The organism is Devosia sp. BK, assembly GCF_032907385.1.
GTDB lineage: Bacteria > Pseudomonadota > Alphaproteobacteria > Rhizobiales > Devosiaceae > Devosia.
Genome location: NZ_JAIMBX010000001.1, coordinates 1,587,296 through 1,603,648 on the forward strand (window position 1 = coordinate 1,587,296; position 16,353 = coordinate 1,603,648).

The window sequence follows — 16,353 nt, forward strand, 5'->3', positions numbered from 1 at the left end:
CACCCGCATGCTATTTTCTTGATTCTGTGGCGCCCTACCCCGCCCCGCGCTTTGAGGCGGTGACGGAGGCAAATCGCTTCGGACGGCTACCGGATCAGAGCTTGTAGAGGATCTGGTCGACCCAGAAGCGCTCCAGACGGGCCAGTGCCTTATTGAGGTTGTCGAACTCTTCGTCGCCGAGCCCACCGACCTTGTCGATGGACTTGAGGTGACGATCATAGAGTTCGTCGATGACTTCCGCGACTTCCTCGCCCTTGGGGGTGAGGCGGATGCGGACCGAGCGACGATCGGTCCGCGAACGTTCCTGGAAGATGTAGCCGGTTTCGACCAGCTTCTTGAGATTGTAGGAGACGTTCGAACCGAGGTAGTAACCGCGCGAACGCAGTTCGCCGGCGGTCAATTCGCTATCGCCGATGTTGAACATCAGCAGCGCCTGGACCGGGTTGATATCATCCCAGCCCATACGGTCAAACTCGTCCTTGATTAGATCGAGCAGACGGCGGTGCAGACGCTCCACGCGGGAGACGGCTTCGAGATAAAGGGGCTTCAGACTTTCCGGACGGTTCGGAACTAGGGTCTCAGCTGCGTTCGACTTGATTGCCATTTTTTGCCTCACTGTTTTTATCTGCGTGCGATTTTTCGCATCTCATGAGGCCAAACTACGACGGCCGGACTAAGATCCACCTAAGCAGCACGCTTAATGTCATCTTACTGGAAAGCAATGAGAATTTGGCTTAACGGATCGTCACACCGGTGCATAAAGTTGTAACCTTTCCGGGGCGTAAACGGCTTTGACACAGGGTTGGGGCTGTTAGCGCGTTAGGCAGAAGTAGGGTCTTCGCGCAGACGGGCCGCGTATCAGGCGCCCCTCTTTGCCTAATCGCAGCCACCGCGGACGGTTACCGTGATCCCAGCGATTTGAGCCGAATTGGCAGGCTAAGATTCAGTCCGCTGCCTGGGCGCGGGTGAAGCGGAAGCTGAGGGCAAAAATCACGAGAATGGCGACCAGCAGAATGACGCGGACGGCAAAGCCCGGAGCGGACATGTGGATATCGCCATTGCCGGCGAGATAAAGCGCGAGTTCGGCCGTGGTCGATCCAACGAGAAGCACGGCGCCCCAACTAGCCTTGAGCCAGAGCCCAACGCCCGCGAAAAGGCGCGAGAGCGAAAAGATCGCGAGAAATACAAAGCCCGATGAGCCAAGGACGGCGACGGGGCTGGTCGCACCAGAGTTGATGCCGAGAAGGCGCCCGGCATCGCTGAGCCCCAGAGCGAGGCTGAGGAGTGCGGTGATGCGGAGATAAAGACCGAGTTGGGGTGACTTGAACGACATGGCTTCTTACTATGCCATGGGACGGGGCTGCGACAAGCGGCGGCTTGGAGGCGATCACTCCGACTGTTATGACGCCCAAAGCCAAAGTGATTGTTGCCCCCTCCCAGCCGCCCCCATCACGGCGGAGGTGTCACCGAATTCGCTAGTGCGAATTCGGTTGGGTCCGGTGGATGCCTCCATCACGTAGCAAGGAATGAAAGAATGAGCGAAAGCTGGCCCAAACACGATATGTCCTTCCTCGCAGGCCGCAGGCCGCGGCGGTTGCGGCGGACGGGGTGGAGCCGGAACATGATGCGCGAGACGGAGCTCTTGCCGCGTGACCTGATCTGGCCGCTCTTTGCGATCGAGGGGCAGAACGAGCGGACGCAGATCAAGACCATGCCAGGCGTGGAGCGGCTTTCGATCGATCTCCTGGTTGAGGCGGCGAAGGCCGCACGCGATGCAGGCATTCCAGCGCTGGCGATTTTTCCCAATACGCCAGATCACCTGCGCAGCGAGAATGGGGCCGAGGCCTATAATCCGGACAATCTGATGTGCCGGGCGCTGACGGCGATCAAGTCCGCTGTGCCCGAGATCGGGCTGATTGCCGATGTGGCGCTCGACGAATATTCGAGCGACGGCCAGGATGGTCTGGTCCGGGACGGTCATATCCTCAACGATGAGACCGTGGCGGCGATGGTCAAATCGGCGCTGGTGCAGGCCAAGGCGGGCGCCGATATCATCGCGCCATCCGACATGATGGATGGGCGCGTTTCCGCTATCCGCACGGCGCTTGACGCCAATGGCTTCGAGGACGTGCAGATCATGTCTTATGCGGCCAAATATGCGTCCTGCTATTATGGTCCGTTCCGCGAGGCGGTGGGTTCGGGGAGCCGGTTGCGCGGCGACAAGCGCACCTATCAGATGGACTACGCCAATTCGGACGAGGCGCTGCGCGAAATCGAGCAGGACATCGCCGAGGGCGCCGACAGCGTGATGATCAAGCCGGGCCTGCCCTATCTGGACATCGTGCGGCGGACCAAAGACGCCTTCAACGTGCCGATCTACGTTTATCAGGTGAGCGGGGAATATGCGATGATCGAGCTGGCCGGGGCGGCCGGTGCAATCAACCGCGATGCGGCGGTGCTCGAAAGCCTTTGGGCGTTCAAGCGTGCCGGTGCGAATGGCATCCTCACCTATTATGCGCTCGAAATGGCGCGGAAGCTCGGGGCCTAAACCGACTCTTCGGGCGCCGCTGCAACTTCTTCCTTGGCGCGCGGGCTGCGGCGGCGCGCCATTGTTGCGCTGACGACGCCGCCGCAGGCAACGAGCGCGATGCCGATCAGGGCGATCGAATCCGGGGCGTGGCCGAAGACCAGCCAGCCAAGCAGCGTTGCCCAGCCCAAGTGCAGATAGTTCATCGGCGCGAGAATCGCGGCGGGTGCGTACCGATAGGACTGCGTAAAGAGATAGTGGCCCAGCCAGGCGGAGACGCCGAGGCTGAGGAAGAGCACGATCTGCAATTGCGTGGGTGCGACGCCATAGAGCGTCCAAGGGAGAAGGATACCGAAGGCGATGGCTCCAATGAGGGCTGTATAAAACAGCATGGTGATGGTGCGCTCGGTGCGGGCGAGGACGCGCGAGAGCATGTTGTAGGCGACCGACACGACGACATTGCCGAGCGCAAAGGCAACGCCGAGCGGATCAAGCCCGCCGCCAGGACGCGCGATGAGCATCACGCCACCAAAGCCAAGCGCTGCCGCGAGCCAGGCGGCGGACCCAACCTTCTCATGAAGGATCGGGCCGGAGAGCAGGATGACCAGAACGGGGATGATGTAAACGATCGCCGTCGTCTCGGGGACCGGCATGCGTTGTAGCGCAAAGCCCATCAGGAGAGACGCCACCGCGAGGCAGGCGCCGCGGACGAGGACGAGACCGGTGCGCGTGGTTTTCACCATCTGCCGGCCGCGGAACGGCGCGACGAGCGCCAGCATCAGAAGTGTATGAGTGATGTAGCGAATGGCCGTGACCAGCGGCACGTTATATTCAGTGACCAGCAGTTTGTTGGTCGTGTCGTTGAGGGCGAAAAGCATCGTTGCCCCGATGATCAGGGCAAGGCCGCGCAATGGCTGATCGGTCAGCGGCGCGGGGGACGCAGAAGTGGTCGACATGGTTTAGTCCGAGGCGGCGAGCGCATCGGGGCGACTCGCAAATGGCAGGATTGGGTCGATAATAAGCACCAGGCCCCGCCAAGCCCAGCGGAAACGCCTCAATCGCTAAGCGGCTTTGCGGCTCACGACTAAGCCAACTTCCTTTGTAACGTCGACGCCACCGTTGCCGGCTTCGAAAGCGGAATGAATTGCAGCGCGGAAGGCGGCTTGCTGATCGGTCGGCGCGGTATCGCCGGGCGGATATGAAGTCATGGCGAGGTAGACGACTTCCGGATCGGTGACGCGCATGGTCGCGGGATAGATCTTGAGCGCGGCATTGCCGAACTGGGCTTTCAGAAGATGCTCGGCGCGGTCGAGGCCGAAGGCGTCGCCAGCGGGATCGCGCGGGGCGCTGCCGAAGACCGTGGTCAGGACATAGAGTTCGGCCATGTTGTTGCGGCCATTGGTGGTGACGAGGAGCGTCCCGCCTGGTTTGAGGACGCGATGGAACTCGGCGATGGCGGCAGCCTGGTCTTTCACATGGTAGAGCATGTGCATGGCGATGACGGCGTCGAAGCTTTCATCGGCAAAGGGCAGGCTCGTGGCGTCGCCGACCTGGGTTGAGATGCTTGCGAAGGGTAGCGCGCGGCAGCGGGTTTCGGCTTCGGCCACCATGCCGGGGGATTGATCGAACAGTGTCACATCGAGGCCCTCTGGGAGCACCGACACGGCCTCCTGCCAGAACCAGGCGGGGCCGCAGCCAACGTCGAGGATTTTGGCGCCGGTAGAGACCGAAACATGTTGGGCAACCCAAGTGAACCACGGGACCTCCGCTTTGCTGAAGCCACCGGAGAGGCGAGCGCGGGCGGCGAGCTTTTCGCTATCGGAATATTGGCGATCCATGTCTTGGGTGATCTGGCTCATCGCGCCCTCCTCGGTTTTGGAAGGATAGGATGCTCGGGCGAGCGTGTCACCCTTGGCGCAGGCGGTTCCTTTTCTGTGCCTTGGGTCTTGCATTGCGGCGCAGGCGTGACAATTTCTGGACCATGACCCAGGACCATGTTCGCCCCTATCTCCCAGACCCCGCAAATGCCCCCGAATTGTTCGAAGGCGTGCTGACGCGACGCGTCATGGCTTACTTCATCGACCTGATGATCATGGGGGCGCTGGTGCTGGCGGCGCTGATGATTGGCGGGGTGCTTGGCTTCTTCACGCTGGGGCTGGCCTGGATCGCCTTGCCGGCGGTGATTCCCGGCGCCATCGTGCTTTATTATGCTGCAACGCTCGGGTCATCGCGACGAGCGACCGTCGGCATGCAGATGATGGATATCGTTTTGACGCCGACGCGGGGGCAGCCACTCGATGGCTGGATGGCTATTTTCCACGCGCTGCTCTTTTGGGTAAGCTTCTGGATTTCCTGGCCTATTTCGCTGCTGTTTGCGCTTTTCACGCCCCGGCGGCAGATGATCCATGACCTGGTCGTCGGCACGCTGATGGTGCGTCGATCGCCCATGGTGCGGCGTTGGGGCGGTGCGAGAGGCACGGCCTTTTCGTGAACATTGCGAGGCGGCTGCTCTAAGGCTAGTATCGTCTGATTGCAGCAACGGGTCGTAGATGACCGACCAATCACCAGAGACAACGCAGCTTTTTTTGACTGCAGCCATGCCGTGCCCCTATTTGCCGGGCCACATGGAGCGGAAGCTCTTTACCCATTTGAGCGGGCGACGCGCTTCGGCGCTGCATCATGTGCTCAGCGACAATGGGTTTCGCCGCAGCCAGAACCTGATTTATCGGCCGGCCTGCGAGGGCTGCAATGCCTGCCAATCCGTGCGGATTGTGGCTGGCGAATTTGCGGCATCGAGCCGGTTTCGACGCGTGTTGCGGAACAATGAGGATCTGTCCGTTACCGTCCGGCAGACGACCGCCACCACCGAGCAATATGAGCTTTTCCGACGCTATCTCGAATCCCGGCACGCGGGCGGCGGGATGACGCAGATGTCCTATCAGGACTATGAGTACATGGTGGAAGACACGCCAGTACAATCCATCCTGGTTGAATATCGTCTTCGCGACCATCCTGACGAGCAATTGGTCGCGGTGGCGCTCACCGATGTGATGCACGATGGGCTATCTATGGTCTATTCGTTCTATGACCCGGAACTGGCACATCGCAGCCTCGGGACTTTTCTTATTCTCGACCACATCGCGCAGGTGCGCTCCTCGGCGCTGAACTACGTCTATCTTGGCTATTGGGTGAAGAACTCGCCCAAGATGGCCTATAAGGCGCAGTATCGGCCGCTGGAAGTGCAGCGCGGCCATGCCGGCTGGTGTCGGGTCGAGGATTGATACGACCGGCGTTTGCCGGTCACACAACCATATCGAACACGATCAGACCATCACGGCCGCCTTCGAGTGCCGCGACGAGTTTTGAGCCTGCGGCCTTATGGTCCGGGTGGACGAGGTAGGCGTCACGGGCCGCCTCATCCTCAAAATCCATGGTGAAGCCATCGACGAAGCCTTGGTGGACGCCTTCGGGTGACACATTGGGGCCTGCTGACATAGCGAGAAAGCCGGGGACGACTTCACGCAATGATTCAAGTTCGGCATAGAGCGCAGCGCGCTGCTCTTGCGTTACTTCAGGACGGAAACGGACGAGAACGCAGTGGCGGATCATTTTCGTGAGTCCTTGGAAGGATTTGGGGTAAGAGCTTCATAAGCTTGTTGGTAATCCACCGCGCGTCATCCGGCCTTGAGCCGGGATCAATCTTGAGATCTCAGGATGGGCCCCGGCTTTCGCCGGGTGACATGCGGTGGTCCGTGATGAGCACGTCCGGCCCTTCGAGCATAGCTCTCCGGGCGTTCGGGCCTAAAATTGCTCCACTGGAGCAATTTTGCGCTGCGCGCTCGCCCCTCACCCAACAAACTTATTGTTCTTCGGGAAGCCAGTCGGGGGCTGGCGGCCGGCGGTGGCGCGGTCGCTGAGCCAGTCGGTGAGTTCTTCGGTGGGTTTTGAATAGGTGCGGCCAGATGAGTCGGTCCAGGTGAGACCGTCGGCAGCGTAGAAGGTCTTGATGTCGGAGATGCCGCCATCCTTATAGCGCTGGATGCGGACGCCCTTGCCGCGGGACATGACGGCCAGTTGCGCCAAGGGGAAAACGAGCAGCTTGCGGTTTTCGCCGATGGTGGCGACGCGGTCGCCATCGCAGGGAACGATGAGGCGCGCTTCTTCGGGTAGGGAGACGTTTAGGATCTGCTTGCCCTTACGGGTATTGGCGATGAGATCATCCTCAGGAACGATGAAGCCATAGCCCGCTGAAGAAGCGATGATGCGCTTGGCGCCGGGCTTGTAGACGAAGAGCGCGACGATATCTTGCCCTTCTTCCATATCGACCATGATGCGGACCGGCTCGCCCTGGCCGCGGCCGCCGGGGAGCTTGTCGGCACCAAGGGTGTAGACCTTGCCGCCTGTCGTCAGCATCAGAAGCTTGTCCGTGGTCTCGCAATTGAGTGCGAGTTTCAGGCGATCGCCTGTCTTGAAGCCCTTTTCGTCGGCCGGGGCATTATGGCCCTTGGGTGCGCGGATCCAGCCTTTTTCAGATAGGATAACGGTGATCGGCTCGCGCTCGATAAAAGCTTCGGTGATTTCGGCGGCGTCGGCGGTTGGCGCATCGAAATAGATGGTGCGGCGGGCACCGAGCGCGTGGGGCGTGACGCCATCGGCTTCGAACAGCGGATAGGCCTTTTTCAGCGCTTCGACTTGCTTGGCGATCTCGCCCCACTGCTTCTTTTCGGAAGCCAGCAGCGCCTGAAGCTTGCCTTGTTCAGCCGTGAGGTTTTCGTGCTCCTTGCGGAGTTCGATTTCTTCGAGCTTGCGGAGAGACCGCAGGCGCATGTTGAGGATGGCTTCGGCCTGATTGTCGGTCAGGTCAAAGGTCGCCATCAGGCTCTTTTTCGCATCGTCCTCCTCGCGGATGATGCGGATCACCTCGTCAAGATTGAGATAGGCGACGATATAGCCTTCGAGCACTTCGAGGCGATTGGCGATCTGCTCGAGCCGGTGCTCGGAGCGCCGGACAAGAACGATTTTGCGGTGATCGAGCCAGGCGCGGAGCGCATCGGCAAGGCTCATGACCTTGGGCGTCGTGCCCTTATCGAGGACGTTGAGATTGAGCGGGAAGCGCAGTTCGAGCTCGGTGAGCTTGAAGAGCTGTTCCATCAAGATAACGGCGTCGACAGTGCCTGCGCGCGGTTCGAGGACGAGACGGATGTCGTCGGCGCTCTCGTCGCGTACGTCTTTCAGCAGCGGCAGCTTCTTGGCAAGGAGCAGCTCGGCGATCTTTTCGACGAGGCGGGACTTTTGCACGCCATAGGGAATCTGGGTGACGACGATCTGATAGACACCCCTGCCCTTTTCTTCCTTGGACCAGACGGCACGATGGCGGAAGGCGCCGCGGCCGGTTTGGTAGGAAAGGACGATGGAGGAGCGGGATTCAACCAGGTGCCCGCCGGTCGGAAAATCGGGGCCACGGACGAGGTCGTCCATGCTGGGCGGGGCCGAAAGATCGGCGTGGATCAGCTCTTCGGTCGTTGCCGCGGGATTGTGGATGAGCTTGAGCGCGGCATTGCAGAGTTCGACGACGTTGTGCGGGGGCACCGAGGTCGCCATGCCGACGGCAATGCCGGTCGAGCCATTGGCGAGAAGATTGGGGAAGTTGGACGGGAGCACGACGGGCTCTTCGTCTTCGCCGTCATAGGTCGGGCGGAAGTCGATGGCGTTCTCGGTGATGCCTTCGAGAAGGCGCATCGAGACTTCGGTCATGCGGGATTCAGTGTAGCGCATGGCCGCGGCGCTATCGCCGTCGATATTGCCGAAATTGCCCTGGCCATCGACGAGCGGATAGCGCAGGGCAAAGTCCTGAGCGAGGCGCACGAGGGCATCGTAGATCGACTGGTCGCCGTGGGGGTGGAACTTACCGATCACGTCGCCGACGATACGGGCGGATTTCTTGTAGCCCTGGCCGGGGTCGAGGCGCAGAAGGCGCATGGCGTGAATGATGCGGCGATGGACCGGTTTGAGGCCATCGCGCGCGTCCGGCAGGGCGCGCTGCGTGATCGTCGAGAGGGCGTAGCTCAGATACCGTTCTTCGAGCGCCTGCTTGAGATCGACGATGCGCTGATCATCGGGTGGTGGCAGGGTATCGGCGTCGGACATGCGGTGCTCAGGTTCATGGAGAACGAATCAGGAAGACAGTATAACGGGCGCGCGGGAAAGAGACAGGAAAGGCGCGGATTTCTTGGGGATTTCTGCCATTGGTTGCTCTGAAATGCGCGGCGGCGCGACCTTCCTTCTCCCTTGTGGGAGAAGTGCCCAGCAGGAGCGGATGAGGGTATACGATTTTTTTGTGAGTGCGGCGCCTGGGGAGAGAACCCCTCACCCTGGAATTTCCTCTGAACGAAGAAATTTCTGTCCCTCTCCCACAAGGGGCGAGGGTGGGCTCAGTGCCTCTCTCGGCTGAGGAGATCAACTAGAGCATCCCGGATAGGGGGATGATCCATTTGGCGGGCAGACCAGACGTGGCGGTCGAGAAAATGGCCGGTTAGCCGGAACGCGTTGCGGAGGTCGTCGGGGGAGGCGTTGCCGCGGGCGTTGAGGAAGCTGGGGAGTGGCAGGAGGCGGTCGCGATAGGGTTCGGCGGTGGTGCGGGAGACGGCGCGGCCGGATTTGGGGGAGACATGAGTCAGGTCGGTCGTGGCGCCGGTCGAAGCGCAGCTGGAGAGATCGAGGCCGAAGCCGAGTTCTTTGAGCAGGTTGAGTTCGAACCGCGCCAGCGCCACGCCATCGGGCGGATGGTCGAGCAGCGACAGGGCCTGACCCAGTAATCGATCATGGGGATCGCGCTCCGGCAGGAGGCGCAGGTGCTCGCAGACGAGTTGGGCGAGATAGAGTCGGGTCCGGTCGGTCATGAGGTCGGCGGCGCGGCCGCGCATCAATTCGACGGTGAAGGTGCCCAATTGGTCTTCGAGCCGGGCGCGCCAGGTGAGTTGGATCGTGTTGCCGACCTGGAGGGTCGGGGCGAGCTTTGACGAGCGGCCGCCGCGCACGAGGCCGACATTGCGCCCGCGCCCGGCAACCATGGCCTCGATAATGAGGCTGGTCTCGCCGTGGCGGCGGACGCCTATGAGGAGGGCTTCACCGGTCCATTCCATATGGGCTCGCTACCGCGCCAAACGCCGGTCGAGGAGGACCATCAGGGCGCCGGCCGCGAGATAGGCCACGGTGATGACAATCACCGTCATCGTGACCTGCGGGATGCCATACTTAACGTAGTCGATGAACGGATAGGCGAAGTGGCCTTGGGCCGCGCCGCGGATGAGGGCGTAAAGGAGGTAGGCTATCGGATAGATCGCCCAGACGAGCGGATCGCGCATGTCGAGCGCGCCGCGCCGGACGCAGAACAGCCAGAATATCGGGACCAAGACCGGGGTAACCATGTGCAGCAGCACGTTGGCGACGGCCGCGCCTGCCGTCAGTTCGACAAGGCCGTGCAGCAGCAGGGCATAGATGACGCCGACCAAGGCAATGTTTATGGTGACGAAACCGAGGAGGCGCGGCCCCACGCCACCCTTGCGGAGGGCGTGGAGCGTGAAGGCCAGGGCCACGATCAGATTGGTCGTAACGGTGAAATAGTCGGCCAGCACCCAGAGCCCGCCAAGGAGCGAGCCACTCAGGCGCCATTGGGCTCCGATGTGAATGCCGAGACCCACCCAGGCTATGGCGGCAATCACCGAGGAAAATAGCCTTACAACCGTAGCTGTCCGCATGCTTTCCTCGCGTTCGCCTTACTTTTTCTCGTGGGGAAATTCGAGGCCCATTTCCTGATAGCGCTCGGGGTCGTCGGCCCACTTTTCGCGGACTTTGACGAAGAGGAAGAGGTGGATCGGCACCTCATACATTTCCATCAGTTCCTTGCGGGCCTCCGCGCCGATCGCCTTGATGGTCTGGCCGCCGGCGCCAAGGACGATCTTCTTGTGGCTTTCGCGGGCGAGGTAGACCACCTGGTCGATCTTGTAGGAGCCATCTTTCTGGATCTTGAAACTCTCGGTCTCGACGGTCGAGGTATAAGGGATCTCGTCGTGAACGCGGAGGAAGAGCTTTTCGCGGGTCACTTCGGCGGCGGTGATGGCCATGGTGAGATCGGTGAGGTGATCTTCCGGGAAATGCCAGGGACCGGGCGGCACGTGCTTGACGCACCAATCGATGAAATCGGTGACGCCATCACCTTTGAGCGCTGAGAGCATGAAGGTGGCTTCAAACCGGAGACGCTCGTTGAGGTCCTGAGAAAGTTGGAGGAGTTTTTCGCGCTTCACCTGATCGATCTTGTTGAGGATCAGGACTTTTGGGTGTGGAATGTTATCGAGGCCTTCAATGAGAAGCTCGATATCGGGAGTGAGGCCGCGGTCGGCATCGATGAGGAAAGCGACGATGTCGGCATCCCCTGCCCCGCCCCAGGCGCTATCGACCATGGCGCGATCGAGCCGGCGCTTGGGTGTGAAGACGCCGGGGGTATCGACGAAAACGAGCTGGGTCTGATCAAGCGTTAGCACGCCGCGGACCTGGCTGCGTGTGGTCTGCGCTTTGTGCGTGACAATGGAGACCTTGGTGCCGACCAGCGAATTGAGCAGCGTCGACTTGCCGGCATTGGGCGCACCGACCAGAGCAATGAAGCCGCAAGCGGTGTTGGCGAGATCGACGGGCGCGATTGGGTCGGTCATGTACGGTCCTTCCAAACATTCTGGCGCTTGAGGAAATCCTCGGCGGCCTTATGTTCGGCTATTTTCTTTGAGGGGCCGGTCGCCGAGATGCGGTCGAAGCCGACGAGATCGATGGCAATGGTAAATTCGGGGGCGTGGTCGGGGCCGGTGCGCTCGACGAGCAGATAGGTCGGTGGTTCGAGGCCGCGGGCCTGAGCCCATTCCTGCAGCGTGGTCTTGGCGTCGGCGCGATGGGTCTGGCCTTCGCCGATAAATTCTTCGAAATGCTTGCGCACGAAGTCCGCGGCGGGATCGAGGCCACCGTCGAGAAAAATTGCGCCGATGATGGCTTCGGTGACGTCGCCGAGAATGGCTTCCTTTTCGGCGCCGCCAGTGCGGGCCTCGCTTTCGCCAAGGATCATTTCCGGCCCGAGATTGAGCTGGCGGGCAATGATGGCGCAGGTTTCTTTACGCACGAGCGTGTTGAGCGTGCGGCTCAGCTCGCCCTCATTGGCCTTGGGGAAGCGGGCATAGAGCATATCCGCCACGACGAGGCCGAGGACGCGATCGCCCAGGAACTCAAGCCGCTGATAGGAGCGCTCGACGCGCTTGCCCGGCGAGACGGCGCTCGAATGGGTCAAGGCGCGCGAGAGAAGGTCCGGATCGGCAAAGTTATAGCCGAGACGGTTTTGAAGCTGTTCGTGGCTCTTGTCGCGCCGGCTCACGGGGCAGCCGTCGTGTCATATGGCGGGTTGCCATAGACGGACTGGAACATGCGATCCCAACGGACATTGGCCGGCCACTGCCATATCTGCCACGGCGGCAGGTTGTCGCGGATCGAGAAGAAGCGCGCTTCAGCCTTGGCGATCAGATTGACGGCAGGGACATAACCGACCTGGGAAAGGACGCGGCTATCGGCCGAGCGGTCGCGATTGTCGCCCATCATGAAATAATGGCCCGCGGGCACGACATATTCAGGCGTGTTGTCGAGCGGCGCGTTGTCCGAGATTTCCTGGATGATGTGGGTCGTGCCTTCGGGGAAGGTCTCGCGATAGACCTGGACCTCGCGGGCATCGCCCGTGCTGTCGGTATCGGTCGTCGTGCCAACCAGTTCGCGCTCGACCATGACGTCGTTGATGTAGAGACGCCCTTCCTTCATCTGGATGCGATCGCCCGGCAGGCCCACGACTCGCTTGATATATTCCTGGGTCTGCGGGACCGGGCGGAACACCGCGATGTCGCCGCGGTTCGGTTCGCGACCAAGGATGCGATTGGAAATCGGCAGCTCGAAATCGAGGAGGCTGAAATCGCCATAGCGGCCGAGCGAGAAGGAATGCTTGCCGTAACCCCAGACGAACTTGTTGGCGACGAAATAATCGCCGATCATCAGGGTCTGCTGCATGGATGCCGTCGGGATCGAAAAAGGCTGATAGAGGAAAAAGCGCAGCACGATGGCGATCAGCAGCGCTTCAACAATGACCACGAAAGTATCCCACCACTCGCTGGCGGCTGATTTGTTCACTGTCTTATTGGCGGGTTGGGTCATTGCAGTTCCAGGATAGCGCTGACGAGAGCGTTAGACGCTTGCCCGCGACGGGTCAATCGGCAGCGCTTCGATGATGACGAAAGCCTGCGCGAGGCCTGCATCGTCGGTGATGGTAATATGGATATGGGGCTCGTGGCCCGGTGGGATAAGGCGCTCAAGAGCGCGCAGGGCACCGTTGGTCAATTTCATCGTGGGCTTGCCCGATGGCAGGTTTACAACGCCCATGTCGCGCCAATAAACGCCAAAACTAAGGCCGGTGCCGAGCGCCTTCGAACACGCCTCCTTGGCGGCGAAGCGCTTGGCATAAGAGGCGGCGCGCTGGGCCCGGCGATCGGACTTTTTCCGCTCGAGTTCGGTGAAGCAGCGGTTGGTAAAACGGTCGCCATAGCGCTCGATGGTGTTGGCGATGCGATGGATCTGGATGAGGTCGGAGCCGAGGCCGATGATCATTCTTTTATTCCTTGAAGGACCTCCACCTAACCTCCCCCTGGAAGTGGGAGGGATTGCGGCAGTGTTTGCCTCGATCGGCCCCCACCCAGCCTCCCCCTCTCAGGGGAGGCTGGGTGGGGGTGTCAGCAGTCGCCTATTTCACACCCTGAATACCACGGCTGCCCGGCTTCACCGCCGGGATTGCCGCCAGTTCAGGGGGAAGTTGATCCGCCGGATAGGCCGGAACCTTGAACTCGATCAGCGAAACGAGCGGCACGCCGACATCGGCTTCGCCGCCGGAGCGGTCGATGAGGCAGGCGGCGGCCACGACATTGGCGCCGATGGCGCGGAGGGCGGCGACGCATTCGCGGATGGAAAGGCCGGTCGAGACGATGTCTTCGACGACGATCACCTTGTCATCGGGCGAGATCTCGAAGCCGCGGCGGAGTTCGAACTGACCTTCGACGCGCTCGGTGTAGAGAGCGGGGAGACCAAGTTGGCGCGCGGTTTCATAGCCGGGAATGATGCCACCGATGGCCGGCGAAACGACCTTGGTCACGCCGGGGACTTCGGCCTTGATCTTTTCGGCCAGCGCCTTGCAGAGCTTTTCGGTCTCGGCGGCGTATTGGAAGACTTTTGCTTTTTGCAGGAACAGCGGCGAGCGGAGGCCGGAGGACAGGATGAAGTGGCCTTCGAGCAGGGCCCCACATTTGCGGAAAATATCCAGCACTTCATCTTTCGTCACGGCGCGCACTCCTGTCGACTTTGCCATCCCATTCGAGGGTCGAAATCATGCTCGCTTCCCGAATGCCAGCCCGCTGGACGGCGGAAAGGCCGGGGCTGCGCTTGAGCGTTGCCAGAACATCGGTCAATTGCGCAAGATCGCGGACTTCGATTTCGAAAATCATCTGGTGGAAGTCGGGCGAAATCATCCGCATGACGAGATTGTTGATGTTGGCATCGCAGGCAGCGATGGCCGAGGAGATTTGGGCGAGGGAGCCGGGCTTATTGACCGATTCCATAGACACCACCGTCGCGTAGAGCCTATCCTCGGTGGCAGCGACATCCCAGCGGACATCGACCCAGGCGAGATCGCCATCGTGCTTTTCGATCAAAGCTTCCGAATGGATCGGATAGACCATGAGCGGAGCCTGTGGCTCAAGGATGCCAACCAGGCGATCGCCGGGCACGACGCCTTCACCCGAGATGGTGACTGGCGTGTGGAAATCGAGCTGGGCCAAGGCGGTCTTGGCTGCGGGGCCGGCGTGCTGACCACCGGGAACGCGGAACTTGAACTGATCGGTGGCGCGGAGGGCAAACCAGCCATCGGCAGTGTCAGCGACAGGCAGATCGAGCTTGCGGCGACGCTTGCGGATGCCTTTTACCTTGGCGAGCGCATTGCCAAGGTCTTCGCTGCCGATCTTCCCTTCGCCCACGGCGATGAGGAATTCGCGCTTGCCGGACTGACCCATCTCGTCGGCGAGCGTCTTTGTTTCGGAATCGTCGAGCATGACGCCTTCTCGCTCGAGCATCATGTTGAGCACATGTTCGCCAAGCGCTAGTGCGCGCTGCATCGAGGATTGACGGACGGCACGGCGAATGGCGGCGCGGGCCTTGCCGGTGGCGGCGATGCCGATCCAGTTCGACGGCGGACGATGGTTCTGATCCCTAAGGATTTCTACCTCGTCGCCCGAGCGGAGCTGGGTAACGAGCGGCAGGATCAGGCCATTGATCTTGGCGCCGACACAGGTATCGCCGATGTCGGTATGGAGCGCATAGGCGAAGTCAATGGGGGTTGCGCCGCGCGGCAGGGCGATGAGGCGCCCGCGCGGGGTGAAGCAGAAGACCTGATCCTGAAATAGTTCAAGCTTGGTATATTCGAGGAAATCCTCGGCCGAAATGCCCGAGGTCAGGTGGCTGATCGACTGACGCAGCGAGCCATAGGCATGGGATTCGTTTTCGATGCGCGTCAGGTTGGCCGAAGCACCATCCTTATAAAGCGCATGTGCCGCGATGCCGAATTCGGCGATGCGATCCATTTCCTCGGTGCGGATCTGCAGCTCGACGCGCTGGCGGCTGGGGCCAACGATCGTCGTATGAATGGAGCGATAATCATTGTGCTTGGGGACAGAGATATAGTCCTTGAACCGCCCCGGCACGACCTTCCAGGTGGTGTGGACGAGCCCCACGGTGCGGTAGCACTGCTCCACGGAATTGACGATGACGCGGAAGCCGATCATGTCAGAGAGCTGTTCGAGCGCGATCGACTTGCGCTGTATCTTGGCAAAGATGGAATAGGGCGACTTGACCCGCGCCTTGACGCGAGTCGCGATCCCCTCGGCAGCAAGGCGCTCGGTTAGCTCGCGCGTGATGGTGTCGATGGCTTCCTTGTTCTCGGCCTGCAGAAAATCGAGGCGCTCGATGATCGCCTTGTAGTGGTCGGGCTGGAGAATGCGGAAGCTGAGATCTTCGAGCTCATTGCGCATATCCTGCATACCCATGCGACCGGCAAGCGGGGCATAGATATCCATGGTTTCCTGCGCAATGCGCTGCTGCTTGTCGGCGCGCATATATTGCAGGGTGCGCATATTGTGCAGGCGGTCGGCAAGCTTGACCAGGAGAACGCGGACGTCCTGGCTTATGGCGAGCAGCAGCTTGCGCAGGTTTTCGGCCTGCGCCTCTTCGCGGCTAACGAGATTGAGGCGCTCGATCTTGGTCAGGCCATCAACGATGGTCGCGATCTCACCGCCAAAGATCTGGTCGATTTCGGCGCGCGTCGCATCGGTGTCCTCGACCGTGTCGTGCAAAAGACCGACAGCGATCGAGGCGTCATCGAGCTTGAGTTCGGTGAGGATGGCCGCGACTTCGAGCGGATGGTTGAAATAGGGGTCGCCGGAGGCGCGCTTTTGCGAGCCATGCTTTTGCATGGCGTAAACATAGGCCTTATTCAACAACTGCTCGTCGGCGTTCGGGTTATAGGCCTGAACGCGTTCAACGAGCTCATACTGACGCATCATGGAAGTCGCCGCTCTCGGAACAATCCATACTTAGCGCGTTGAATGGAAATGGGAAGGGCGCGCGTGAAGTATGTGCGCGTGAAGGCGATAGACCCCCACCTAGCCTCCCCCTGGTAGGGGGAGGGATCGAAGGGCGGCCCCACAAAC

At 61.0% G+C, this 16,353-nt stretch carries 17 protein-coding genes; 3 read left to right on the plus strand and 14 right to left on the minus strand.

Translation table 11 applies throughout. The features are described from left to right. Positions 1–94 precede the first annotated feature (94 nt). Positions 95–604, minus strand: a complete 510-nt coding sequence (gene ldtR / locus DevBK_RS07845; RefSeq protein ID WP_061907041.1) for a transcriptional regulator LdtR — start codon at positions 602–604, stop codon at positions 95–97. Between the two features lie 339 nt (positions 605–943). Beyond that, complete coding sequence (locus DevBK_RS07850) at positions 944–1,333, minus strand: hypothetical protein (protein WP_061907042.1); 390 nt, start codon at positions 1,331–1,333, stop codon at positions 944–946. 201 nt (positions 1,334–1,534) lie between these two features. Here DevBK_RS07850 and hemB point away from each other — a divergent pair, with 201 nt between their 5' ends. Beyond that, positions 1,535–2,548, plus strand: a complete 1,014-nt coding sequence (gene hemB / locus DevBK_RS07855; protein ID WP_317185040.1) for a porphobilinogen synthase — start codon at positions 1,535–1,537, stop codon at positions 2,546–2,548. Here hemB and DevBK_RS07860 read toward each other — a convergent pair. Next, a complete protein-coding gene (locus DevBK_RS07860) occupies positions 2,545–3,483 on the minus strand; it encodes a DMT family transporter (protein WP_317185041.1) in 939 nt (312 codons plus the stop codon). The two genes, hemB and DevBK_RS07860, sit on opposite strands and share 4 nt — an antisense overlap. A 105-nt stretch (positions 3,484–3,588) precedes the next feature. Next, positions 3,589–4,386, minus strand: coding sequence for a class I SAM-dependent methyltransferase (locus DevBK_RS07865; protein WP_317185042.1), 798 nt, complete (start codon positions 4,384–4,386; stop codon positions 3,589–3,591). A 92-nt stretch (positions 4,387–4,478) separates the two neighbouring features. Here DevBK_RS07865 and DevBK_RS07870 point away from each other — a divergent pair, with 92 nt between their 5' ends. Continuing rightward, complete coding sequence (locus DevBK_RS07870) at positions 4,479–5,018, plus strand: RDD family protein (protein ID WP_210168430.1); 540 nt, start codon at positions 4,479–4,481, stop codon at positions 5,016–5,018. Positions 5,019–5,076: 58 nt separating this feature from the next. Further along, positions 5,077–5,808, plus strand: coding sequence for an arginyltransferase (locus DevBK_RS07875; RefSeq protein ID WP_061907045.1), 732 nt, complete (start codon positions 5,077–5,079; stop codon positions 5,806–5,808). A 19-nt stretch (positions 5,809–5,827) separates the two neighbouring features. Here DevBK_RS07875 and DevBK_RS07880 read toward each other — a convergent pair whose 3' ends face one another. The 10 genes from DevBK_RS07880 to DevBK_RS07925 all read right to left on the minus strand — a co-directional run bounded on the left by DevBK_RS07880 (position 5,828) and on the right by DevBK_RS07925 (position 16,206). Continuing rightward, a complete protein-coding gene (locus tag DevBK_RS07880) occupies positions 5,828–6,136 on the minus strand; it encodes a Dabb family protein (RefSeq protein ID WP_317185043.1) in 309 nt (102 codons plus the stop codon). A gap of 237 nt (positions 6,137–6,373) precedes the next feature. Next, on the minus strand, positions 6,374–8,674 hold the full coding sequence (gene parC / locus DevBK_RS07885) for a DNA topoisomerase IV subunit A (protein WP_317185044.1): 2,301 nt from the start codon (positions 8,672–8,674) through the stop codon (positions 6,374–6,376). 284 nt (positions 8,675–8,958) lie between these two features. Beyond that, the gene (gene recO / locus DevBK_RS07890) at positions 8,959–9,669 is read right to left on the minus strand and encodes a DNA repair protein RecO (RefSeq protein ID WP_317185045.1); all 711 of its coding nucleotides are present in this window, start codon (positions 9,667–9,669) and stop codon (positions 8,959–8,961) included. A gap of 9 nt (positions 9,670–9,678) precedes the next feature. Continuing rightward, on the minus strand, positions 9,679–10,284 hold the full coding sequence (locus tag DevBK_RS07895; protein WP_317185046.1) for a Pr6Pr family membrane protein: 606 nt from the start codon (positions 10,282–10,284) through the stop codon (positions 9,679–9,681). Between the two features lie 18 nt (positions 10,285–10,302). Further along, complete coding sequence (gene era / locus DevBK_RS07900) at positions 10,303–11,235, minus strand: GTPase Era (RefSeq protein ID WP_061907050.1); 933 nt, start codon at positions 11,233–11,235, stop codon at positions 10,303–10,305. Continuing rightward, positions 11,232–11,939 (minus strand): ribonuclease III, encoded by a 708-nt coding sequence (rnc, locus tag DevBK_RS07905; RefSeq protein ID WP_317185047.1) that lies wholly within the window; start codon positions 11,937–11,939, stop codon positions 11,232–11,234. Before rnc ends, era begins: the two co-directional genes overlap by 4 nt. Continuing rightward, positions 11,936–12,760, minus strand: coding sequence for a signal peptidase I (lepB, locus tag DevBK_RS07910; RefSeq protein WP_061907052.1), 825 nt, complete (start codon positions 12,758–12,760; stop codon positions 11,936–11,938). The genes rnc and lepB overlap by 4 nt, the downstream gene beginning before the upstream one ends. A 30-nt stretch (positions 12,761–12,790) precedes the next feature. Continuing rightward, the gene (acpS, locus tag DevBK_RS07915) at positions 12,791–13,210 is read right to left on the minus strand and encodes a holo-ACP synthase (RefSeq protein ID WP_061907053.1); all 420 of its coding nucleotides are present in this window, start codon (positions 13,208–13,210) and stop codon (positions 12,791–12,793) included. Between the two features lie 133 nt (positions 13,211–13,343). Continuing rightward, positions 13,344–13,934, minus strand: a complete 591-nt coding sequence (pyrE, locus tag DevBK_RS07920; RefSeq protein WP_156352167.1) for an orotate phosphoribosyltransferase — start codon at positions 13,932–13,934, stop codon at positions 13,344–13,346. Further along, a complete protein-coding gene (locus tag DevBK_RS07925) occupies positions 13,921–16,206 on the minus strand; it encodes a bifunctional (p)ppGpp synthetase/guanosine-3',5'-bis(diphosphate) 3'-pyrophosphohydrolase (RefSeq protein WP_317185048.1) in 2,286 nt (761 codons plus the stop codon). The genes pyrE and DevBK_RS07925 overlap by 14 nt, the downstream gene beginning before the upstream one ends. Positions 16,207–16,353: the final 147 nt, after the last annotated feature.

Bases quoted from the DNA above. Each gene is read 5' to 3' on its own strand.
- hemB (WP_317185040.1), top strand. From the start codon at position 1,535: ATGAGCGAAAGCTGGCCCAAACACGATATGTCCTTCCTCGCAGGCCGC.
- DevBK_RS07925 (WP_317185048.1), bottom strand. From the start codon at position 16,206: ATGATGCGTCAGTATGAGCTCGTTGAACGCGTTCAGGCCTATAACCCG.
- DevBK_RS07895 (WP_317185046.1), bottom strand. From the start codon at position 10,284: ATGCGGACAGCTACGGTTGTAAGGCTATTTTCCTCGGTGATTGCCGCC.
- DevBK_RS07865 (WP_317185042.1), bottom strand. From the start codon at position 4,386: ATGAGCCAGATCACCCAAGACATGGATCGCCAATATTCCGATAGCGAA.
- recO (WP_317185045.1), bottom strand. From the start codon at position 9,669: ATGGAATGGACCGGTGAAGCCCTCCTCATAGGCGTCCGCCGCCACGGC.
- DevBK_RS07880 (WP_317185043.1), bottom strand. From the start codon at position 6,136: ATGATCCGCCACTGCGTTCTCGTCCGTTTCCGTCCTGAAGTAACGCAA.
- DevBK_RS07860 (WP_317185041.1), bottom strand. From the start codon at position 3,483: ATGTCGACCACTTCTGCGTCCCCCGCGCCGCTGACCGATCAGCCATTG.
- DevBK_RS07875 (WP_061907045.1), top strand. From the start codon at position 5,077: ATGACCGACCAATCACCAGAGACAACGCAGCTTTTTTTGACTGCAGCC.
- lepB (WP_061907052.1), bottom strand. From the start codon at position 12,760: ATGACCCAACCCGCCAATAAGACAGTGAACAAATCAGCCGCCAGCGAG.
- acpS (WP_061907053.1), bottom strand. From the start codon at position 13,210: ATGATCATCGGCCTCGGCTCCGACCTCATCCAGATCCATCGCATCGCC.
- parC (WP_317185044.1), bottom strand. From the start codon at position 8,674: ATGTCCGACGCCGATACCCTGCCACCACCCGATGATCAGCGCATCGTC.
- era (WP_061907050.1), bottom strand. From the start codon at position 11,235: ATGACCGACCCAATCGCGCCCGTCGATCTCGCCAACACCGCTTGCGGC.
- DevBK_RS07850 (WP_061907042.1), bottom strand. From the start codon at position 1,333: ATGTCGTTCAAGTCACCCCAACTCGGTCTTTATCTCCGCATCACCGCA.
- ldtR (WP_061907041.1), bottom strand. From the start codon at position 604: ATGGCAATCAAGTCGAACGCAGCTGAGACCCTAGTTCCGAACCGTCCG.